Genomic DNA, 22,178 nt, shown 5'->3' on the forward strand with positions numbered 1-22,178 from the left:
AGAAAGGGAGTAAGCCATGGCCACCCGAATCGTCAAAGCCCACACGCCGCTGGCGGAAGACCAGCTGATATTCCGCTCGATGCACGGCGCCGAGGGGTTGTCGCAGCTGTTCGAGTTCGAGGTGGATCTGTTGAGCCCGAGCGTGTCGCTCGACATGAAGTCGGTGTTGGGCAAGCCGCTCTCGCTCGAAATACAGACGGTCGGCGAACCGCGTTTTCTCAACGGCCAGATCGTGCGGTTCACCATGGTGGGCAGGGAGAGCAGCACGTCGCGCTACGTGGTGTACCGCGCCACCGTGCGGCCCTGGCTCTGGTACCTGACGCGCACCAGCGACTGCAAGATCTTCCAGAACAAGTCGGTCGTCGACATCCTCGAGGAAGTGTTTGCGGACTACAACTTCGCGTTCGAGAAGAAGCTCAGCGGAAGCTACCGGCAGTGGGAGTACTGCGTGCAGTACCAGGAGACCGACTTCGCCTTCGTGAGCCGGCTCATGGAGCACGAGGGCATCTACTACTACTTCAAGCACGAGAAGAACCAGCACACGCTGGTGCTCGCGGACGACATCGGCGCGCACGAAACCCTGCCGGGCTATCCCAAGATCAGCTATCTGGCGGCGGACCGCGACCCGGACCCTTTCCAGGAAGTGATCGACCAGTGGCAGGTGACAGAGGAGATCCGCCCCGGCACCTACGTGGTGGACGACTACGACTTCAAGAAGTCGAAAGCCGACCTGATGGGCATGCGAAGCCAACCGCGCGGCAATCCCCACGACACCTATGAGATCTATGAATGGCTCGGCGGTTTCAGCGAGGCCGAGCAGGGCGAGCATTACTCCCGCATCAGGCTCGAAGAGGCGCAGTCGCAGGCCGAGCGGGACATTGGCCACAGCAGCGTGCGCGGCATGGCGCCGGGTTATCGCTTCACGATGCAGAACTGCCCGCGGCAGGACGACAACCGCGAATACCTGATCGTGTCGGTGTCCTATGCACTGCGCGAAGGCGGCTACGAGAGCGGCGCCGCCGACAGCCACTACAGCTTCAGCTTTGCGGTGCAGCCGACCTCGTACCCGTTCCGCCCGCCGCGCGTAACGCCGATGACCCGCACCAATGGGCCGCAAACCGCCACCGTGGTGGGCAAGGCCGGCCAGGAGTATTGGGTCGATCAATACGGCCGCGTGAAAGTGCAGTTTCGCTGGGACCGCTATGGCAAGAGCGACGAGAACAGCTCCTGCTGGGTGCGCGTTTCCAGTGCCTGGGCCGGCTCGAACTACGGCGCCGTGAACCACCCGCGCAAGGGGCAGGAGGTGATCGTCGACTTCATCGGCGGCCACCCTGACCGTCCGATCATCATCGGCCGCGTCTACAACTCGGACCAGATGCCGCCGCTCGAGCTGCCCGCGAAGGTCACGGTGAGCGGCTTCGTGAGCCGCAGCCAGGACGGCACGCCGGCGAATGCCAACGAGTTCATCCTGGACGATGCACCGGGCTGCGAGCTGGTGCGGATTCACGCCGAGAAGGATTTCGAGCTCGATGTAGAGGCGGACGAGCGCGACACCATCGCCGGCGACCGCACGACCACGGTCACCGGGAACGACACGCTCACCGTCGGCAAGGCGCGCACCACCACGGTGAAGGCGGGGCTCGACCACGCGAAGTACCAGACCGGATCGAAGCTCGAGGTTTCGGGTGGCCTGACTGAGCATTTCTTCAACAACAGAATAGAGATCACGACCAAGGGAGGCGCGAAGGAAACCGTTGAAACCGGCACCTCCGAAGTCATCGTGACGGCCGGGCAGCGGCACGAGACTTTCAAGAGCGGATTCCTCGTCGAAGTCGAAGGCGGAATGGAGGAGAAGGTCAAGGGCGAGTCCAAGCTCACAGCCGTGGATTCGCTGCGCACCGAGCGCTACAACGCCAACTGGGATCGCAAGGTTACCGGCACGGCGGTCGACCACATCACGTCGACGCTCACCGAAACCATCGACGGCACGCACACCACCACTGTGACGGGCGGCGACTACGTCGGCAAGGCGAAGAGCGTGTACATCGAGTCGACTGCCGGCAACGTCGAGATCAAGGCGAAGGGCGATGTGATCATCGAGGGCGAGCACGTCAAGCGTATCAATCGGGCAAGCATCTGGGACTCGGCGCCGACGCGGTTCACCAGCTCGGGGCTGAACGTCGGGTTCAACGGCCTTCTCACCAGCAGCTCGGGGCTCGCCAACTTCAACAACGGCATCCAGATATCGACCAACGGTGCCAAGGGTGAACTGTTCGGCATCTCCTATGCCTTCGGCCTGTACACAACCACGCAGTCGATCGCCCATACCGGAAATGCCGGCTATGACGTCAACATGGGCGGCGTGCTGCTGTACTTCAAGATGCTGACGGGCATTGCCTGATGGGCCATGGCATCGAGCAACTTCTGGTTTCTCCTCATCCCTCTGGCCGCGCTGGTCGTGGTGGTAGCCGGCGGGCTTGGCATCCTCAAGCTGCAAAAGGCAGCGAATGCCAAGGCAGCAGGCACCGATCGGGCGGCCCATGTGTTGCGGGTCGGACTGCCGACCACCGGCAAGGTGCTGGACAGCACCGATACCAGGACACGCATCGATCGCATCTACATACTCACGCGCCTGCGCCTGCATGTCGATGCAGTGGGAGGGGTGCCGGATTTCGAGACGGAGCTCACTGTGCCCCTGTCGCCCGTGAAGATGCCGCAGTTCGCACCAGGCCGCATGGTGCGGATCAAGGTGGATCCGGCCACGCGCGACATCGCCATCGACGAGCCGAGGCAATGAAGAACCCGCGGTTCCTGCTTGCCGCCGAGGCATTGCCAAAGGGTCGCAGCACGCCATGAAAACGGTCAAGCCCTTTCGGCTCAGCGCTTTGACGCGTCCCTACCGTTGGCAGGGCCGAGATACGCTGGGCGTTTCAGTGCTTGGGCTTGTCAGTCTGGAAGCGCAACCGATGCTGCTGCCCGAGCAGGAACTCTGGCAGTTGGCGGCCGAGGAGATCGGGCCCGGCAACGTATTGGATCTCGGGGTTCCAAAGCTGGTGCCTGAAATGCTCGTGAGCGGCCACGCGTACACCGCTCACCAGCAGGAAAAGACAATCTGCGCCGTCAAGGTCCGGTTGGCCGAAAGGGAGAAGGCGCTGACCGTGTCCGGCGACCGTTTCTGGCTCGACGGCCGCGCCACTGCGCCGCAGCCGTTCGACAGCATGCGGCTCGACTGGGCGCATGCGTACGGCGGCCCCGATGTTCCAGAGAACCCATACGGCATGGGCCGGGTCGACGAAATCGTCAATGACGTGCCGGTGCGCCGCATGCCCAATGTGGAGGCGCCGGATGCACGCGTGGCCTCTCGCGGCCAGCACGTCCGCCCCGCCAGCATGGGCGCGATACCGCCCGATTGGCCGCAGCGCATGCGGCTGCTGGGCACAGCCTACGGAACGCAGTGGCTGCAGGAGCAATACCCCGGTTTCGCCGATGACATGGACTGGCGATTCTTCAACGCTGCGCCGCCCGACCAGCGTTGGCCCGATGCGAGCGAACTGCCGGCGGGCGCCGGCTATGAAATCTGGAATATGCACCCCACCGAGCCGGTGCTGCGTGGCGCCTTGCCGCGCTGGCGGGCGCGGTGTTTCGCGAGCTGGCGGAAAGACGGCGGCGACTTGCAGGAAGCGCCGCTGCGGCTGACCACCGCATGGTTCTTCCCCCATGTGCGGCGCGCAATCCTGATCTGGCACGGGAGCTTCGCGATTGCCGAGGACGATGCCGCGGATGTGAAGCACCTGATGCCCGCGCTCGAACTGGAGTCGGACCCGAGGCCCGTTGCACACTACGAAGAGGTGCTGCGGCTGCGCCTGAATCCCGAGACGGCGATTCACGCGGTGCGCGACAGCGACCTCGTACCCAAGGCGATCATGGGGGCATGGGCGGCGGACCAGATGCCCGATGTGTCGAATCGCCCAATGGTGCGCAATCAGCGCGCCGGCCAGCTTCGCGACTACGAGAGACAGCGCGCAAAGCTGGAAAGCGAAGGGCTCGACCCCTCGAAGTTCCTGCCGCCGCCGGTACAGATCGAAGGCACGCTGCAGCTGGAGGATCTGCCGGAATACAGTGCCCGGGTCGAGCAGGAGATTTCACAGGCGCGCGATGAGCTCAAGGCTCGCAGCGAAAAGGCGATGGCGGAATCGGGCATGGAAGGCTCGGATCTCACCGATGCGACGGGCCGCCGCCGATTTGATCCTGACCAGATGATCGAAGAGTTGGCCCGGCTCGAGGAATTCGGGCGTCAGGGCCGACCTGAAAGCGCGCTGGAGGCTGACCAGGCAGCGCTGGCGCGCGAGCGCATGGCATCGCAGATTCGCCAGGGACATCTCTATACGGCGCATCTGCTCGATCCGGCCCCGGCAATGACCACCTTCCGCGCTGCCAAGCTGCGCCGGCGCCTGGGCGCGGCCGAACCGGGGCAGCGGCGGTTTGCAGGCGCGAACCTCACAGGCGCCGATCTGTCGGACATGGATTTGAGCGGCTCCGACTTCTCGGGCGCAAATCTCGAGGATGCCAATCTTGCCGGTGCGCGCCTGGATGGATGCGACTTCACGCGGGCCGTGCTCGCACGCGCCAGGCTGGAACGCGCAACGCTCATCAACGCGCGGCTCGACTACGCAAACCTGGGTGGCGCGCAATGCGACGGCGCCAACTTCAGCGGTGCGAGCTTGCGCCATGCGAACTGCCACAAGACTGCTTTTCGCGCCTGCGTGCTGGCCGACGTGGACTTCGAGACGACGAATACCCATGAAAGCGCCTGGCAGCAATGCGACTTGCGGCGTTCCCGCTGGCAGCAGGTCGCAATGATGAAGATGATGCTGGAAGATGTCTCGTTCGACGACGCGCAGTTTCGACAGATGGGCTGGATCGAATGCACGCTGAAGGGCGTGTCCTTTGCACGGGCTGCCATGAACAGCTGCGGCTTTGTCGCAATCAGCGGGTCGGAGGGCCTGGACTTCACGGCCGCCACGCTCGCTGCCTGCAGCTTTTCGAGCGACAGCACGCTGGCCGGCGCGGTATTGCGCGATGCGACTTTCAAGCACTGCGGTCTGCGTGGTGTCACGCTGGCGGGCGCGGATCTGAGCGGCGCGCGACTCGAGGGATGCGATTTGTCGAGCTGCGATCTGCGCCACGCGCGTCTCGATCGGTTGGAAGCCGGTGAAAGCCTCTTCGTGCGTGCAGACTTCTCGGGAGCCTCGCTGGCCGGCGCAAACCTCATCGATGCCAATCTGTCCAAGGCGGATCTGCGCATGGCGGATTTCCACAACGCGAATCTCTTTCGCGCGGACGTGTCGCAAGCCATGATCGATGGTTCGACACTGCTCGGCAATGCCTATACCCAGAATGCCAAGGTGTGGCCCGCCCGGCGCACCGAGACGACTCGATGACGCGTGACGAACTGATGGACAACATTCGCCATGGTGTGGCTGTGACCGATCTGGACTGCAGAGGCTGGGACCTGCGCGGGCTCGATCTTTCGGGGGCGGTGTTGGAGCGCGTGGATTTCACCGACGCACAGCTCGCAGGCTGCAGCCTGGAAGACGGCATGCTGTCCAACTGCGCTTTCGTGCGCAGCGATCTGAGCCATGCGCGGCTCAAGGATGCGCGGTTTTTCCGAAGCCGCCTCGAGGCCGCGCGTTTCGATCACGCGCTGGTGCAGGACGCCTCTTTCATGGAGTCGGCCCTTGACGAGGCCGTATTTGCAGACGCACACCTGGAGCGGGTCGCGTTCTTCAAATGCCGCATGTTGCAGATGAACCTGCAAACACAGCTGTGCGACCGCGTCACGGTGGGCGAATCCCAGGTGGACCGGATGGACTGCTCGGGCGCCTCTCTCACATTTGCGACCTTCTTCCGGATTGATCTTCGCCAGGTGGCGTTGAGCAGCGCGCGATGCGAGAGCACGACGTTCATGGAGTGCGAGCTGACGGACCAGCGCTTCGCGGGGCAGGAGTTCGTGCTCTGCCAGTTCACCGACAGCCGCATGGACGGCGTGGATTTCAGCGGTGCAGTGCTTACCCAGAGCAATTTCAAGGGCGCGTTGCTTCGCAAGGCAAACTTCTCCGGCGCCGATGCGTGCAACACCCTTTTTCCCGAAGCCGACATGAGCGGCGCGAACTGCAGCGGCGGGCGCTTCGACCAATCCATCTGGATCGACGCCAGAGTCGAAGGCGTCGACTTCGGTGCAGCCCGGTTGCCTTTGAGCGTCTTTCATCGTGCACGGTGTACCGATGCGAATTTCCGGGAGGCCGAGCTGCAGGACGCCGACTTTTCCTACGCGGAGCTTTTGAATGCCGACATGCGCGGCGCGCACTTTCTTCGCACGCGCTTTCACCGCGCGTTGCAGCAGGGGACTCGTTTCTCGGGGCGCGGCGGCATCATCGAGAACGATCCGGACCTGTTCAAAGCCCAGGCATGGAGCGATGCCCATTGAAGCGCAGCTCCGTATGCAACCCACATCGAAAAGGAAATAGATCATGAATGTCGTTTCACTGCGTGCAGCCATGAATGACTCGACTCCGGTCCATTTCATGGGGCGGCTCTCCGCGCTGATGCCAGACGGGCGGATCGCCGTCGAAGACGAGCAGGGCGCGGTCCGGCTTTGCCGTCGCGCTGCGAGCTGCCTGCTCAGGCCCGGTGTCGGAGACCTTGTGCTGGTGTCCGGGCCGGACAGCACCAGGGCCTACGTGATCGCGGTGATCGAACAGGCCGACGGGACGGTGAGCCACATCGACTCAGCCGGGGAGCTGAAGCTGGGCGGCGGGGCTGGCGTATCCATCGAGAGTGCCGGTGACGTCCGCATCCGCAGCGGTGCCACGCTGGACATGAAGGGCCTTCACTGGGGATTGCGAGCGGACAAGGCGCGCTGCCATGTGGACGAGATGCGCTATACGAGCCAGGAGGTCGATGCGACGGTGGGGCGTTTCCGCCTGGTCGGGAAGGTGTTCGAAGTAGTGGCCGATCGAATCGTTCAGATGGCGCGCAATGCGCTGCGGCTGGTCGACGAGGTCGACCAGGTTCGCGTCGGCCATCTGGACTGCAAGGCAACCGAGACCGTACGGATTCATGGAACCCACACCGTGGTAACAGGCAAGGACCTCGTCAAGGTCGATGCCGCGCAAATCCACATGGGCTGACAAGGGGGATCAAGCGATGTTTGCAAATTGCCAGCTGATGGGAATGGACCTGGCCTTTCCCGACGTGTGCAGGACACCGGTTCCCATTCCGTTTCCGAACATGGCCCTGGGGCCCATGGCCATACCCAATGCCTGGAACATCCTCTTCATGGCGATGCCGGCCCACAACATGGCAACCACCACGCCTATTACCTTGGGCGACCAACCTGGGGTGCTGGGAGGCGTGGTGTCGCAGACCTTCATGCAGCAGTCTCGCCATGTCACCGGCGCATTCACCGTGCTCCTCAAGGGAACGCCCGCCACGCGTGTGACCAGTCTCACGCTGCAAAACCGGTGCAACATGGTCGGCATGCGAATCGTGCCGAGCCAGTTCAAGGTGCTGATCCTCGCGCCCTGACTGGTCACCCTAGGCGGCAGCGCGCACTGTCGCCGTCCCCGCCAGCGTCACCTGCTGCGGAAACCCCACCCACACGGCAAGTGCCGAGTAGTTGTCGCGCGATTCGTCGGCCTTGGCTTCGGCCGCGCGCCGCAGCAGTGCGAGCCACTCTTCGGCGCTGTCGGCGAGCTGCAGCGAGCGTTCCATTACCTGCTGGGAGATGAGCTGCCACAGCCCGTCCGTGCACAGCAGGAATGCATCGCCGTCGGCGAGCCGCTGCGGCGTCGACACAGTGGTTTCCGCCGTCGCCCTTGCGCCGAGCGCGCGGTACAGCAAATTGGTTTTCACCAGCCGCTCGCCGCCATTGGCTCCGTTGCCCAGCGCAGCCTCGCCGGAGCGCTCCGACAGGCTGTGGTCTTCGGTGCGCTGCATCAGCGCGCCGCGGCGAAACCAGTAGAGGCGGCTGTCGCCCACGTGGGCCCAGCAGGCCTGGCCGCTGGTGCGGTCGACGAAGAGCGAGACGATGGTCGCGCTCATCTTGCTCTGGTCGGCAAGCTCCCGCTGCTTGGCAAGGATGGCGTCGTTGGCGGCTTTTACCGCGTGCTGGATGTCTTCTTTTTCGACCGACGGGTTGTCGACGAAGGTGTTGAGCGCGGTGTCGACCGCAATGCGCGCGGCCAGCTCGCCGCCCGCGTTGCCGCCCACGCCGTCGCTCACGACGAAGCAGGCGTTGTATTCGTCGAGGTGGTAGCCGATGGCGTCCTGGTTGCCGCTGCGCTCGCCCACGCAGGAGAACTGCGAGGTGGAAATGGGAACCGCGAAAGCACGAGGGGTGGTTTCAAGCACGGCGTGCCTCCTTCAGTCGCTCCATCTCCTTGTCGTAGGCCTGCTGGAAAGCACGGCCGAAGACGGCCTGGAAATCATCTTCGACAGCCGCCGTGGTTTCCGCATGCAGCTTCTGCAACTGGCGCCACAGGCGCGCCTCGCGGCCGCCGGGCAGCAGCTTTTCGCCGAGGCCGCCGTCGTGCGGCGTGGCGTCGTTCAGCGCGGTGGGGTCGAAGCGCTTGAGCACCGTGAGCAGCGCGGCGCGCATGCCGGCCACCATGCCGAGCTGGTGCGATTGCAAATCCCCGAGCGCGTCGTGCACAGCCGCCTCGGGCGACAGAAAGCCGGGCATGCGCGCGCCGAACATCTGCATCAGCACGGCGCGCCCGTTGGGAAGAATCTTGAACGGGTTGTTTTCCTCGTCGACGATCATCGTGATCTCGGCACGCACTTCGCGCTTGAGCATGGCGCGCGACGAGAGCAGCTCGATGGTGCCGTCGGTGAACGCGCGCATGAGCCGGCCGAGGCGCCGCATGGCTTCGGCATCGAGCGGCTGCTGGCCGGCCACGTCGGGGACGCCGGCGCCTTCGAGAAAGGCCCTGAAGAGATCGTCCGACGAGGATGACGGCGATGTGGGCGCTGCCAGCGGCGCAGCTGCGGCGGCCACCGGCGAGGGGACAGCCAGCGGGGAGCGACAGGCTGGGGCGGCGGCATCGTCGCTGGCTCAGGCGGTGCGGCAGGTTTCGATGCCGATACTGCTGGTGCTGGTGCTGGTGCTGGTGCTGGTGGCGGCGCCTCCACCGGCACTGCAGCCACCTCCGCTTTCTTCGGCTTCGCGGCAGGCGGCGGATCGAAGGCCACCGGGTTCGGCGGCCTGAACTGCGCGGACACTTCGCGCGCATGGTTCGAATGGCTGTGCCCTTGCGGCGCGGCGGCCGGCCTGGCCAGCAGGTCGAGTGCGGGATGCACCTCGCGCAGCGGGTCTTCTTGGGTCAGCGCGGTCGGGCGCGGATCGGAAAGCGGCGAGGGCGCGTTGCTGTCGGCGGCAAAGAAAGAGAGCGGGTCCACGCCGCGCTTCAGCGCCACGTCGGACATGTCGGTGGCCGCGTGGGGGTTCAGTTCGGAGAGTGGATCGACCGGATTCCGGCGCGCCTGCGAAGGCAGCTCGAAAGGTTCGTGCGCCATGGGGTCGGGCATGGGCTCGGGCGCGCTCTTTTCGCGGCGCGGCGCATTGGCGAGGATGGCGTCCCAGTCAGCCGCGGAGGGAATCTGCGAGGCGCTCGTGCGAGCACTCACCGGCGATGGCGATGGCGATGGCACCGGTGCAAGCGGTGAAGCAAACGCAGGTGCGGCAGCAGGCATCGCCGGCAACGGCGCGGCCACAGGAGCCTCAGCGCGCGGCGGTGGCGGCGGTGGTGATGTGGGCGGCGGCATTGCCACAGTGACAGGTTGTGCATCGCCGATGGGCAGTGCGCCCGCGCCGAACAGGTCGGAGAACACGTCGGAAACCGGCGCCGCCGGCAGCAGCGAATCCATGGGCGCCTGCGCCATTGCACTGGGCGCGGGGACATCGCGCATCGGCGCGGCGGGCGGTGGTGAAGGCATCGACTCCACGGCTGCGGCAGGTGCCACTGCGGCCGTGCGATGGCCACTCGCCGCTTCGAGCACATAGCTCCCGATGGTCACGCGGTCGCCATCGGCCACTGGCGATTCTTCCTCGTGCTGCAGCGTGCGTCCGTTCACGCTGATGGGCAGCACCGCGCTCATGTTGCGAAGCACCTCGACGCCCTGCTCGTCGAAACGCACGGTGGCCTGCAGGCGCGAGATCTGCCGCTGCTCGTCGGGCAGCACCAGGTGGTTGTCGGGGCTGCGCCCGATGGTTCCGCCAGGCGCCGCGAGCAAGGCCGAAGGCCCCGATGTCACCGGCTTGCCGGCATGTTCGATCACCGTCCAACGCATGGCATCTCCGTGTTCATTTCGAGCTGCGGTGTGCTGCCGCTCAAAGCGCTCCAGGCGCTCAACGCTTCATCCGCTTGGCAGCCTCGAACGCGGGGCCCCACACCGGGTGCTTGCGTTCGGCAACGCTCAGGTCGAAGTTGGGAAAAGCATCAAGCAGCTTGCGAAACTGCGTGCGGCATTCGGGCACCTGGTTGGCCACACAGTAGCTGAACGCCTCGAGCTTCATCGCGTCGAGTCGCGTGCCGGGCTCCGCCGCGTCGAACACCGAGACGCCGCCGCTCTTCAGCGTGGTCACGGCCTTGGCATAGTCGCCTTCGTCATACGCCTGCTGCGCGCGTTCGAGCGTGGTGCGCGCCACTTGCTGGCTCAGGCGTTCGGGTTGCGGTTCGGGCGGAGGCGTGGTGGTGCAACCGGCAGCGACAAATAAGGTGAGCGCCAAAGCAGGCAGACATGACTTCAATCTTCTCTCCAACCTTGCGAAAGGCAATGAAAGGCAATGCTTGATAAGACTCGCGATGTTGCACGAGATATGCGACTCCGTTCGTGCGCACGACTTCGATAATATAGGCCGCGAACCATTGAGGGAGATCCCATGCATCGACGAACCTTGCTTCAAGGCGCACTTGCAACCGCACCGTTGTTTGGTGGCCTCAGTGGATGCGCATCGACGGCGAAGTCATTGCCCACACCCTATGCAGTCACCATTCGCATCGACGATGGCGTCAACCCCGACGGGCGCGGCCAGCCGGCGCCGATTCTCGTCAAAGTCTTCGAACTGAAATCTTCCGGTAACTTTGAGACGGCAGACTACTTTGCACTACAGGACCGTGACCGCGAAACGCTTCTGACAGAGCTCGTGAACGCCGACCAGGCCATCATGCGCAGCGGCGAAGAGCGTGTCTTCAAGCGCGAAGCAGGACTCGACTCGCGTGCCATCGGCATCATCGCCGGCTATCGCAAGCTGGAGGCTTCGCGCTGGCGAATCGTCTTGCCGCTCAAGGAGCCGAAGCAAACCAATCTCTACAAGGTCTGGCAGTTTTCGCCGAGCGAGCAAAGCGTGCGCGTCGCCATTCGCAAGACGGGCATCGAGTTACTACCAAGTCGTTAATTTCTCTGCTTTGTAGCTAAAAAGTGCGAGCAATTCGCACGAGAAATTCGGTGCAAAACGTAAGAAGCGCCGTGTAGCATCAGAGAAAAATAATGAATCAATCGGGAGGACGTCAGCAAGCGCCTCCCGCTTCAGTGTGGGCACTCCCCAGGAGGTTCTTTGGTGACAGTTCGCAATCCGGGCGCCGGCAGGCATGGCGCCCATCCGCAGGCGTTGGCGAATCGTGTGGTGTGGTCCGAAGGCATGTACCTGCGGCCCCAGCATTTCCAGCAGCTGGAACGCTATGTCGAGCAGTACGTCACTCGCCGCACGGCGGGCCTGCAAGGTGCCTACTGGGGATGGCTTCACCTGGACATCGACCGCGATGCCTATGCGCTCGGCCGCGTGTCGTTGCTTGGCGGTGCCGGCGTGCTGCCCGACGGCACACCGTTCTCGTTCGGCGCCGAAGATGCACCGCTTCCTTATGAAGTGCCGAGCGACCTGACCGACGAACTCATCGTGCTTGCATTGCCGCTGCGCCGCACCGGCAGCGAAGAAGTCATCTTCTCGGAAGACGAAGGATCGGCCGCGCGTTTCGGCGTGATCGAGCGCGAGGTGGCCGACGGCAACGCCGTGGCGCTCGGCCCCGCGGTGCTGCAGCTCGCAAAGCCGCGCCTGCGCCTGGCGCGCGCATCGTCGCTGTCGGCGGAGTGGCAGGCCATTGGCGCGGTGCGCGTGATCGAGCGCCGCACCGACCACAAGCTGGTGGTCGATGCCAACTACATTCCGCCGGTGCTCGATGCGTCGGCGCACGCCATGCTGCGCAGCATGATCGCCGAGCTTCATGGCCTGCTCACGCAGCGCTCCGAAGCCTTGGCATCGCGCCTTTCGCAGCCGGGCCGCGGCGGCGTGAGCGAGGTATCCGATTTTCTCTTGCTGGAGCTGGTCAACCGCTACCTCGCAACCACCTGGCATGCGCAGCAGGCGGTGCAGGTGCACCCCGAGCAGCTGTTCACCGACTGGCTCAAGCTGGCCTGCCACCTGGCCACGCACACATCGCCCACGCGGCGCCCCGTGGTGTGGCCGGTGTACGACCACGACAACCTCAATGAAAGCATCCGGCCGTTGATGGAAGAGCTGCGGCGCTCGCTCTCGGCGGTGCTCGAGCAGAGCGCCATCGCCATCGAGCTCGAAGAGCGCAGCCACGGCGTGCGCGTGGGCCGCATGCCCGACCCGGTGCTGGTGCGCAACGCGGGCTTCGTGCTCGCGGTGCATGCGGACCTGCCCGCCGATGCCATCCAGCAGCGCTTTCCCACGCAGGTCAAGATCGGTTCGGTCGAGCGCATTCGCGACCTGGTGCAGCTGCAGCTGCCCGGCGTCACGGTGCGGCCGCTGCCGGTGGCGCCGCGGCAGATTCCATACAACGCGGGCTACCACTACTTCGAGCTCGACAAGACCGGCGACATGTGGCGCCAGCTCGAAAAATCGGGCGGCGTTGCAATGCACCTGGCCGGCGAATTTCCAGGCTTGGCCATGGAGTTCTGGGCCATTCGTCCGTGAGGGACCCTATGAACGGTGTCAACGACATGGCTGTCGGTCCGGGTGGCTTCGTGCCTCCGAACCCGGGCGGCGGCAACAACGGCAATAGCGGCCACGGTGGCGGCATTGGCAATGGGGACGCAGCGGGCATGTCCCCGGCATCGCGCGGCCTCGGCCAGCAGCCCCAGTCATTCACCGCATGGCACGACGCGCGGCGTCCGCATGCGGGCGACACGGCGCTCGCGGGCAACAACCCGCTCGTCGCGGCGGCCAACCCGCTGCTCGACCTGATTCCGCAAATTCGCGCCACAGGCCACCACGACGCGCCCGCGCAATTGCGCGAGCACCTGGTAGACGAGGTCAGGCGCTTCGAAACGCGCGCGCAGCAAAGCGGCATTGCGCCCGAGGTGATCATCGGCGCGCGCTACTGCCTGTGCACCGCGGTCGACGAGGCCGCCGCGCTCACGCCGTGGGGCGGCAGCATCTGGTCGTCGCAGAGCTTGCTCGTGATGTTCCACAACGAGACCTGGGGCGGCGAAAAGTTCTTCCAGTTGCTGTCGCGCCTGGTGCAGAACCCCCAGCAGCATCTGCAGCTCATCGAGCTCATCTACTTCTGCCTGGCCATGGGCTTCGAAGGGCGTTTCCGCGTCATCGACAACGGGCGCACGCAGCTTGAAACGCTCAAACAGCGCCTGCTGCAGATCATTCGGCAGACGCGCGGAGAAATTGCCGTGCCGCTGTCTCCGCACTGGCAGGACGCAAGCGCGCCGGTGCGCCGCACGCGCAACTGGCTGCCGCTGTGGGCCGTGGGCGCCGTGGCGGCAGTGCTGCTGGTGCTGGTGTTCGGTGTGCTCACCTTCAGCCTGGCCGGCCGCTCCGACGGTGCGTTCTCGGCCGTGAACGCGGTGCGCCTGCCGCAGACCGCGCGTGCTGTCGCCTTGCCGGCGCCGCAGCCGCGCCTGCAGCGTTTTCTCGAACCCGAGATCCGCGACGGTTTGCTGACCGTGCGCGACGAGGCCGACCGCAGCGTGGTGGTGCTGCGCGGCGACGGCCTGTTCGCATCGGGCTCCGACCGCGTGCTCGACCGCTATGCGCCCGTGCTCGCACGCGTGGCCGATGCGCTCAATTCGGTGGAAGGCAATGTGCTGATCAGCGGCTTCAGCGATGACCAGCCGATTCGCAGCGTTCGCTTTCCGTCCAACTGGCAGCTCTCGCAGGCGCGTGCCGATGCCGTCAAGAAGATGATTGCCACGCGTGTCACGCGGCCCGAGCGCCTGCGCGCCGAAGGCCGGGGCGATGCCGACCCGCTGGTACCCAACGACTCACCCGCCAACCGTGCGCGCAACCGGCGTGTGGAAGTGACGCTGCTCGTGGCGCCCGTGGCGGCGGCCAACGCCACCACAGCGCCGCAGGGAGGAGCCCGCTGATGCTGCGCGCGATTTTCCGTTTTCTCGTGAGCCGCGACCTGTGGGTCTTTTTCGGTCTGTTGGCTGTCGCGTTCCTGATCTGGGTCATCGGCCCCGTCATCGCGGTGGGCCGCTACCGGCCGTTCGAAAGCGAGTTCGTCCGCATCGTGGTCATCGCGCTGATGTTCACGATCTGGATTGCGCGGGTGCTCTACCGCAAGTGGCGCGAGCGGCGGCTCAATGCGCAACTGCTCAACCAGCTGCGCACCCCCAGCGCGAAAGAAAAGGCCGCCAAGCCCGAAGACGCACCCGAGATCAAGGAGCTGCAAAGCGGCTTCACCGATGCCACGGCCATATTGAAGAACATGCGCTTCGGCTCGGGTGCCGAAGGCAAGGCCGCGGGCCGCTTTGCCGTGTTCGACCGGCAGTACCTGTACCAGCTGCCCTGGTACATCTTCATCGGTGCGCCGGGCTCGGGCAAGACCACCGCGCTGGTCAACTCCGACCTCGACTTTCCGCTGGCCGACCAGCTCGGCAAGGCCGCGGTGCGCGGCATTGGCGGCACGCGCAACTGCGACTGGTGGTTCACCAACGAGGCGGTACTCATCGACACCGCCGGGCGCTACACCACGCACGAGAGCAACCGCGAAACCGACGAGAGCGAGTGGAAGGGCTTTCTCGACCTGCTGAAGAAGTTCAGGCCGCGCCAGCCGATCAACGGCGCGATTCTCACCATCAGCATTGCCGACCTGCCCCTGGCCGACGACGCACAGCGCGCGCGCCACGCCATGGCGCTGCGCAAGCGGCTGCTCGAGCTGCGCAACGACCTGGGCATCAACTTTCCGGTGTACGTGCTGGTTACCAAGACCGACTTGCTGGCCGGCTTCAACGAGTACTTCGGCTCGCTGGGCCGGGCCGAGCGCTCGCAGGTGTGGGGCTTTACCTTTCCCATCGACGCCAACCCGGCGGACCCGGCCAAGGCCGACCTGCGCGAGCGCTTCCACCAGGAATACAAGCTGCTCCACCAGCGCCTGGACGAGCGCCTGCCCGAGTTGCTGGCGGCCGAGCCCGACCAGATGCGCCGCGCGCAGGCCTACCTGCTGCCGCAGCAGTTCGCAAGCTTCGAGGACATCCTGGGCACCTTCCTGGCCGACGTGTTCAACCCCTCTAAATTCGAAGTCGCGCCGATGCTGCGCGGCGTGTACTTCACCAGCGGCACGCAGGAGGGCACCGCCTTCGACCGCGTGATGGGCGCCATCAAGCGCTACCTGCAGGTCAACGCGCCGCCGGCGCCGCCGCCGGGTCCTGGAAAGAGCTACTTTTTGAAGGAGCTGCTGCAGCAGGTGATCTTCCGCGACGCGGGCGTGGCCGGCACCAACCTGAGCTGGTATCGGCGCAAGCGGGCCATCGACCTGGCCGGCTACAGCCTGATCGGCGTGCTGCTGGTGGTGTTGCTGGGCGCCTGCGTGAACAGCTGGCGCAACAACAGCGACTACGTGGCCGAGGTCGACAACAACGCGAAGGCCTTCAACAAGGCCGCGGCCCGTGACGAGCTGCCGACGGTGGTCGATTCGAACAGCGACATCGCCAGCTCGCTGCTGGTGCTCGACCGGCTGCGCGACCTGCCCAAGTCGAGCCAGTTCGACATCGGCGATCCGCCGGTGAGCTACCGCTTCGGCCTTTACCAGGGCGACAAGCTGCAGGCCGCAACCGATGGCGTCTACCAGCGCGCGCTCGAAAGCGTGCTGCTGCCGCAGGCGGCCCAGCGCGTGGAGCAGGCGCTGCGCGAAGCCTCGAAGACCGATGCCGAATACAGCTACGAGGCGCTCAAGGCCTACCTCATGCTGTATGACGCCGAGCGCTACGACGCCGACTTTTTGCAGGCCTGGCTGCTTACCGACGTGGACCGCAAGATAGGCGCTGCCCTCACGCGCGAGCAGCGCGCCAACCTGGAGACGCATCTGCAGGCGCTGTTCGCGGGGCGCGTGGTGACATCGCCCTTTGCCAAGGACGACCGGCTCGTGGTCGAGACGCGCGACCGCCTGGCCGGCGTGCCGCTGGCGCAGCGATCCTATGCGCGGCTGCGGCGCATCCTGCTGCAGACCAGCCCGCCCAACGCCTTCAGCATTGCCGAGGCGGGCGGTGCCGAGTCGGCGCTGGTCATCAAGCGCGCCAGCGGCAAGCCGCTGACCGACGGCATTCCGACGCTCTTCACCTACCGCGGCTACTGGGACATCTTCGACAAGCGCATGGCCGAGACCACGCTCGCGCTCGAACAGGAAGACCGCTGGGTGCTGCAGATCCGTGCGCCGGGCATGACCGACATCACCTCGCGCGAGCTGCTGCTGCGCGAGGTGCGCCGGCTCTACCTCACCGACTACATCCGCATTTGGGACGAGTACCTGGCCGACATTCGCCTGGCCGACAGCCGCTCGCTGTTGCAGAGCATCCAGATGACGCGCGTGCTCTCGACCTCGGAGTCGCCGATGTCGCGCCTCATTCGCGGCGCAGCGCGCGAGACCGACCTGCTGCGCAACCACGACGAGGCTGCACGCAGCCTGCTCGACCAGGCGCAGAACCGCGTGGCCAGCACGCGCGAGCGCATCGAGCAGCTCATTGGCCAGCCCGACGGCAGCCAGCGCCGCAACACCGCGCCGGACCGGCCCGAGTCGCTGGTGGACAACCACTTTGCGCCGCTGCGCCGCATGGTGACGGCGCCCAAGGCGGGCGGGCAGGCGCCCATCGACGCCACCGCGGCGCTCATCAACGAGCTCTACACCTTCCTTACCGCCACCGACACCGCATTGCGCAGCGGCAACATTCCGCCGTCGGGCGACGCGGTCACCAAGGTGCAGGCGGAGGCGGGCCGCCTGCCGGTGCCGTTCCAGGGCATGCTGAACGATCTCTCGGCCACCGCGTCGTCCAAGGCCGCGGCCGTGACGCGGCAGAACATCGGTCAGAGCGCGGCGGCCACCATCGGCCAGTTCTGCAACCAGGCCATTGCGGGGCGCTATCCGTTTTCGCGCGGCTCCAACCGCGATGTGGCGGCCGGCGACTTTGCGCAGCTGTTTTCGCCGGGCGGCATGATGGACGACTTCTTCCAGAAGAACCTCGCTTCGCAGGTCGATACGTCTGTCAACCCATGGGCCTTCAAGAAGGGCGTGGACGGCAGCTCGCCGGGGCGCTCGTCGTATCTCGACTCGTTCCAGAAGGCGCAGGCGATCCGCGATGTGTTCTTTACCGGCATGGCCGGCGGACGCACGCCGTCGTTCACCATCGACATCCGGCCCGAGGACATGGACGCCGCGCTCACCCAGTTCACGCTCGACATCGACGGGCAGACGGTGCGCTATGCACATGGCCCGCAGGCGCCCAGCACCGTGAAGTGGCCCGGCCCGCGCAACAGCAACCAGGTGCGGCTGCAGGTGACCACCGCCAACGGCACGCCGGCCGGCGGCATCGTGACCGAAGGGCCGTGGGCGCTGCACCGGCTTTTCGACAAGGCCTCGGTTTCGGCCGGCCGGTCGCCCGAGTCGTTCAATGCGACCTTCGACATGCAGGGCAAGAAGGTGGTGCTGGCGGTGACCGCGAACAGCGTCTACAACCCGCTGCGGCTGAGCCAGATGAACGGCTTCTCATGCCCGGGAAAGTCGTGAGATGAACAGCGGCTTTCCTTCGCCGCACGCGTGGGTGCCGGCCGACGAGCAGATCGGCTGGTACGGCAAGCTGCCCGCGGCCGGGGACTTTCTTTATCGGCGCATGCCACGCGAGCTGCAGGCCTGGTGGGACCGCTGGATGCAGAACGGACTGGGTTCTTTCAAGCGCTGGCCCGACGCCATGACGCGGCACTACGTTGTCGCGCCAGTGTGGAACTTTGCGATTCCGGCCACCCAGGGCGTGGACGCGGTGCAGTTCGGCTGCATTGCGCCAAGCTGTGACCGGGTGGGGCGCTACTACCCCGTGTGCGTGACGGTGCAGGTGGCGGCATCGGGCTATCGGCCTTCCATGCTCGAAGGCTCGGCCGCGTGGTACTGGCAGTGCGGCACCGCCTTGCTGCAGGCCATTCGCCACAGCGTGGCGCCCGACCAGTTCGACCAGCAGGTGCTGGCTGCGGCGCACGGCGGGTTCCAGACCGCGAGCGGCGGCTCGGACGACATCCTGTCGATCCTCGGGCCTGCGGCCGGCGGCGCCGGCGCGGCGGCGCAGCAGCGGCTGGGCTGGCCCGAGCTTCCGCTGTGCTTCGATGCCTTCGGAAGCACCAGCTACTGGTGGACCAACCAGGCGGATGGCTCGCCGCTGCGCACCGCCGCGCATGGCGGGGGCCTGAACACGCCATTGTTTTCGAAGTTGTTTTCACAGGGGCATGTGCCATGGGCATGAGTAATGAGACCCCCGCCGCGGGAGGAGATGCATGACGACCAACGCCAGCAGCACCGCGCCGGCCGATCCACAGGAGCGGCCGCATCCGCTGGGCACGGGCCACAGGCTGGACGAGTTCGAGCTGCTCGAAGTGATCGGCGAAGGCGGCTTCGGCATCGTCTACCGCGCCTACGACCACTCGCTGCAGCGCGAGGTGGCCATCAAGGAATACATGCCTTCGATGCTCGCGCGCCGCGTGGGCGACGACAGCGTGCATGTGCGCTCCGACCGGCTCACCGCCACCTTCCAGGCGGGCCTGCGCAGCTTCATCAACGAGGCGCGCACCCTCGCGCAGTTCAGCCATCCGGCGCTGGTGCGGGTGCATCGCTTCTGGGAGGCGAACAGCACCGCCTACATGGCCATCCAGCTGTATCGCGGCCGCACGCTGCGCCGCCTGGCCGAGGAAGAGCCGTCGAAGATCACCGAGGCCTGGCTGCTCGGCATGCTGGGCCCGCTGCTCGGCGCGCTCGAAACGCTGCATCGCAGCCAGTGCTTTCACCGCGACATCGCGCCCGACAACATCTTCATCCAGCAGGACGACCTGCCGGTGCTGCTCGACTTCGGCGCGGCGCGCAAGTCGATTGCCGACCTGGTCGACGAAGTGGCGGTGATGGTGAAGTCGGGCTATTCGCCCATCGAGCAGTACGCCGACGACAACACGTTGCTGCAGGGCGCGTGGACCGATCTTTATGCGCTCGGCGCCGTGCTGTACCGCGCGGTCACGGGGAATCCGCCGCCTTCGGCCGTGGTGCGCAGCGTGCAGGACGCGTATGTGCCGCTGTCTTCGCTCGGCCGCAGCGACCTGAGCCCGGCGTTCTGCGCCGCGGTCGACCACACGCTGGCGGTGCACAGCAAGGACCGCACGCAAACCGTGGCGGCGTTCGCGGCCGAGCTGGGCCTGGCCAAGCTCGGCGACACCTATGTGAGCGGGCTGGCGGCGCCGACGGTGATTGTTCCTCCACCTGCCAAGGGCGCGCCCGCGGTGGTGCAGGAGCCGCAAAGGGCAGCACCCGCACCGGCACCGGCACCCGCCGTTGTGAAGGAGACCGCTGCATTGGCCGGCACGGTACGCGCCGAAGCCGCCTCGCCCGAACCGGTCAAGCCCAGGCCGCCGCAGCCCGAGGCCAGCCCGGAGCGGGCTCCCGTGCCCCCACCCAAGGCCGCCGCACCGCGCGAAACCGCCCCCGCGCGCGCGGCAACGGCCGCTGCCAAGCCGCCGTCTTCGCCCGCCAGGAAATCGTCGCAGCCGCCATGGAAGCTGGTCGGCGTGCTGGTGATCGCACTGGTGGCCGTGGGCGGCTGGATCGGCCTGCACCTGAGTTCCGGCCGGCAGGAAACATCGACCGCCATGGTGCCGGTGCCTCCGCCTTCGGGGCCGATGTCTGCCGATGCGCCACCCCCAGCCGTGCCGCCAGGCGAAAGCGCGCCGGGTGGCAACGTGGCGACCGCACCTGGTGGCGCCACGCCGCCCGCGCCGGCGGCCAGTGTGCCGGCCGGTTCGTTGACGCCGCTGGACAACGTGCCGGTGATTGCACCCGCACCTGCGGCGCCTCCCACGGCGGCCGTGCCGCCCACGGCCACCACACCGGCTACACCGACCACGCCGCCGGAGCCCGCTCTTGCCACCTCCGAAGTCGAAGACTGGAACCTGGCCCAGGCCGAGAACACGCGCGAAGGCTACGAGGCTTACCTGCGCCGGTACCGCCGCGGCCTGCATGCACGCGAGGCGCGCAACGCCATCGCCGAGCTGAACCGGCTCTCGCCCACCATCCCCGCAGCCCCCGGCACCACGCCGACCAATGCGGTTCCCACCGTGGTGGCTGGTGGCGCCACGCCGCCTGCGCCGCCGGCCGCTCCGCCCGGCAACGGGCGCGTGGTGCTCAACATCCGTCCCTGGGGCCAGGTGTTCGTCGACGGTGCCGACCGCGGCGTGAGCCCGCCGCTCAAGTCACTGTCGCTGCGGCCAGGCATCTACAACATCGAAGTGCGCAACGGCGACCTCGATGCGTACCGGCAGCGCGTGACGGTGCAGGACAGCCGCTCGGCGCCTGTGGTCAGCCACGAGTTCAAGTAGCAGGCGTGCCCGGCACGCGGCGCCAGCGCTGCGCGCCGACCAGTGCCAGCACCGCGATGACGCTGGCCGCCAGCAGCACCCAGAGGCCCAGCGTGTAGCCGGTGCCCGGCTGCCACAGCACGCCGAGCATCAGCGGCGCCGGGGCACGGGCGACGGCGCTCGGCAGGCCCAGCGCACCGTTGAGCGTGGCGACGTGATCGCGGTTCACGTATTGAGCAATCGCGGTGCCCTTCACGATGGTGAGCATGCCGTTGCCCATGCCGTAGAAAAACACGAACAGCAGCGCCGCGCCCGGATGGCCCGCGCCCGCAAGCAATGCGAGCAGGCCGAGCGGAATCAGGCAAGGAATCAGCCGGTTCGCCAGATGCAGGTCGAAGTGGTGCTCGAAGAAATAAAGTAACGCGCGCCCCAGCACCTGCACCAGCCCGATGCTCGCGGGCACGGCAATGGCCCACGATTCGCTGAGCCCCGCGCCGCGCAGCAGGCTCACCATGTGCGGCGGCAACGCGGCCGTGACCGCCATCAGCAACACGGTGAAAACGCCCACCAGCAGGAACGGGGCGGTGCGCATGTAGTGGCTGGCGGGCGCAACGGCCGCGGCTTCGCCTGCGCGGGGCCGCCCGGCTTTCGAACCCGCCGCGGGAGCGGGCGCATGCCGCAGCACCCGCGCATGCAGCGGCGCGCAAATGAAAAGGTGAATGGCCGCGAGCACCCACAGCGCGTGCCGCCAGCCCAGCTCCGCAATGAGCCAGGCCACCAGCGGAATGAACACCGTGCTGGCCAGCCCGCCGAGAAAAGTCAGCGTGATGATCGCGCGGCGAAAGTCATGCGGAAAGCGCCGCGTGACGATGGAGAACGCAGGGCTGTAGAGCGTGGCCGCCAGCCCCGCGCCGAGCAGCGTCCAGGCCGCGTAGAAGCCCAGGGCGCTGTGCACCATGCTCTGGAGCAGTAGGCCGGCCACGATGACCAGCGAGCCGCCCGTCATTACCGCCCGCTCATGGCCGCGGTCGATCCAGCGGCCCACCGGCCATGCCAGTGCGCCTTCGGCCAGCAGCGCAAGGCTGAACGCCAGCGACGACTGCGCCCGGCTCAATCCCAGCTCGCGTTCGACCGGCTCCATCAGCAGCGCGAAGCCATAGAAGACGCTGCCCCAGGTGATGAGCTGGCCGAGCGAAAGCCAGCCCACCATGCGGCGGTTGTAGAGCGTGGGGGCGGGTGGGTTCACTGCCTGTCAATTTCGCAAACCCCGACGGTACTGCACCGCCTCCGCCACGTGGGGAGGATCACGGATTCGGAGCCGGGC

16 protein-coding genes and 1 pseudogene are annotated in these 22,178 nt (G+C 66.4%); 12 read left to right on the forward strand and 5 right to left on the reverse strand.

All coding sequences use genetic code 11. The features are described 5' to 3' along the window. Positions 1–16 precede the first annotated feature (16 nt). The 6 genes from M0765_RS09720 to M0765_RS09745 are packed head-to-tail and all read left to right on the forward strand — an operon-like array spanning position 17 to position 7,587. The gene (locus M0765_RS09720) at positions 17–2,401 is read left to right on the forward strand and encodes a type VI secretion system Vgr family protein (protein WP_258503384.1); all 2,385 of its coding nucleotides are present in this window, start codon (positions 17–19) and stop codon (positions 2,399–2,401) included. A gap of 6 nt (positions 2,402–2,407) precedes the next feature. Further along, on the forward strand, positions 2,408–2,797 hold the full coding sequence (locus M0765_RS09725; RefSeq protein ID WP_258503385.1) for a hypothetical protein: 390 nt from the start codon (positions 2,408–2,410) through the stop codon (positions 2,795–2,797). Between the two features lie 55 nt (positions 2,798–2,852). Then, positions 2,853–5,441, forward strand: a complete 2,589-nt coding sequence (locus tag M0765_RS09730) for a DUF2169 family type VI secretion system accessory protein (RefSeq protein ID WP_258503386.1) — start codon at positions 2,853–2,855, stop codon at positions 5,439–5,441. A gap of 14 nt (positions 5,442–5,455) precedes the next feature. Beyond that, on the forward strand, positions 5,456–6,487 hold the full coding sequence (locus tag M0765_RS09735; RefSeq protein WP_258503387.1) for a pentapeptide repeat-containing protein: 1,032 nt from the start codon (positions 5,456–5,458) through the stop codon (positions 6,485–6,487). Positions 6,488–6,530: 43 nt separating this feature from the next. Further along, on the forward strand, positions 6,531–7,190 hold the full coding sequence (locus M0765_RS09740) for a DUF3540 domain-containing protein (RefSeq protein ID WP_258503389.1): 660 nt from the start codon (positions 6,531–6,533) through the stop codon (positions 7,188–7,190). Positions 7,191–7,206: 16 nt separating this feature from the next. Further along, positions 7,207–7,587 carry a DUF4150 domain-containing protein gene (locus M0765_RS09745; RefSeq protein ID WP_258503390.1) on the forward strand — a complete coding sequence of 127 codons (381 nt, stop codon included), beginning with the start codon at positions 7,207–7,209 and terminating at the stop codon, positions 7,585–7,587. A gap of 9 nt (positions 7,588–7,596) precedes the next feature. On the opposite strand, the gene M0765_RS09750 is transcribed toward M0765_RS09745, so the two are convergent. The 4 genes and pseudogenes from M0765_RS09750 to M0765_RS29190 all read right to left on the reverse strand — a co-directional run bounded on the left by M0765_RS09750 (position 7,597) and on the right by M0765_RS29190 (position 10,708). Continuing rightward, positions 7,597–8,412: a PP2C family protein-serine/threonine phosphatase gene (locus M0765_RS09750; protein ID WP_258503391.1), complete on the reverse strand. Its 816-nt coding sequence runs from the start codon at positions 8,410–8,412 to the stop codon at positions 7,597–7,599. Then, entirely contained in the window at positions 8,405–9,058 is a 654-nt protein-coding gene (gene tagH / locus M0765_RS09755) for a type VI secretion system-associated FHA domain protein TagH (RefSeq protein WP_258503393.1), read from the reverse strand. The genes M0765_RS09750 and tagH overlap by 8 nt, the downstream gene beginning before the upstream one ends. 1,067 nt (positions 9,059–10,125) lie before the next feature. After that, positions 10,126–10,350 (reverse strand): annotated as a pseudogene (locus tag M0765_RS09760) (FHA domain-containing protein); the annotation flags it as partial. A gap of 58 nt (positions 10,351–10,408) precedes the next feature. After that, a complete protein-coding gene (locus M0765_RS29190) occupies positions 10,409–10,708 on the reverse strand; it encodes a TssQ family T6SS-associated lipoprotein (protein WP_258503395.1) in 300 nt (99 codons plus the stop codon). Between the two features lie 234 nt (positions 10,709–10,942). Here M0765_RS29190 and tssJ point away from each other — a divergent pair, with 234 nt between their 5' ends. The 6 genes from tssJ to M0765_RS09795 all read left to right on the forward strand — a co-directional run bounded on the left by tssJ (position 10,943) and on the right by M0765_RS09795 (position 20,875). Further along, positions 10,943–11,458 carry a type VI secretion system lipoprotein TssJ gene (tssJ, locus tag M0765_RS09770; RefSeq protein WP_258503396.1) on the forward strand — a complete coding sequence of 172 codons (516 nt, stop codon included), beginning with the start codon at positions 10,943–10,945 and terminating at the stop codon, positions 11,456–11,458. A 159-nt stretch (positions 11,459–11,617) separates the two neighbouring features. Continuing rightward, the gene (gene tssK, locus M0765_RS09775) at positions 11,618–12,997 is read left to right on the forward strand and encodes a type VI secretion system baseplate subunit TssK (RefSeq protein WP_258503397.1); all 1,380 of its coding nucleotides are present in this window, start codon (positions 11,618–11,620) and stop codon (positions 12,995–12,997) included. A gap of 8 nt (positions 12,998–13,005) precedes the next feature. After that, on the forward strand, positions 13,006–14,403 hold the full coding sequence (locus M0765_RS09780; RefSeq protein WP_258503398.1) for a DotU family type VI secretion system protein: 1,398 nt from the start codon (positions 13,006–13,008) through the stop codon (positions 14,401–14,403). Beyond that, positions 14,403–18,038 (forward strand): type VI secretion system membrane subunit TssM, encoded by a 3,636-nt coding sequence (tssM, locus tag M0765_RS09785; protein WP_258503399.1) that lies wholly within the window; start codon positions 14,403–14,405, stop codon positions 18,036–18,038. The genes M0765_RS09780 and tssM overlap by 1 nt, the downstream gene beginning before the upstream one ends. Before the next feature lies 1 nt (position 18,039). After that, complete coding sequence (gene tagF, locus M0765_RS09790; protein ID WP_258503400.1) at positions 18,040–18,762, forward strand: type VI secretion system-associated protein TagF; 723 nt, start codon at positions 18,040–18,042, stop codon at positions 18,760–18,762. 31 nt (positions 18,763–18,793) lie between these two features. Beyond that, positions 18,794–20,875, forward strand: a complete 2,082-nt coding sequence (locus M0765_RS09795; RefSeq protein WP_258503401.1) for a serine/threonine protein kinase — start codon at positions 18,794–18,796, stop codon at positions 20,873–20,875. Here M0765_RS09795 and M0765_RS09800 read toward each other — a convergent pair. Continuing rightward, a complete protein-coding gene (locus M0765_RS09800) occupies positions 20,868–22,100 on the reverse strand; it encodes an MFS transporter (RefSeq protein ID WP_258503402.1) in 1,233 nt (410 codons plus the stop codon). The genes M0765_RS09795 and M0765_RS09800 overlap by 8 nt on opposite strands. Positions 22,101–22,178: the final 78 nt, after the last annotated feature.

It is taken from the genome of Variovorax sp. S12S4 (assembly GCF_023195515.1).
GTDB lineage: Bacteria > Pseudomonadota > Gammaproteobacteria > Burkholderiales > Burkholderiaceae_C > Variovorax.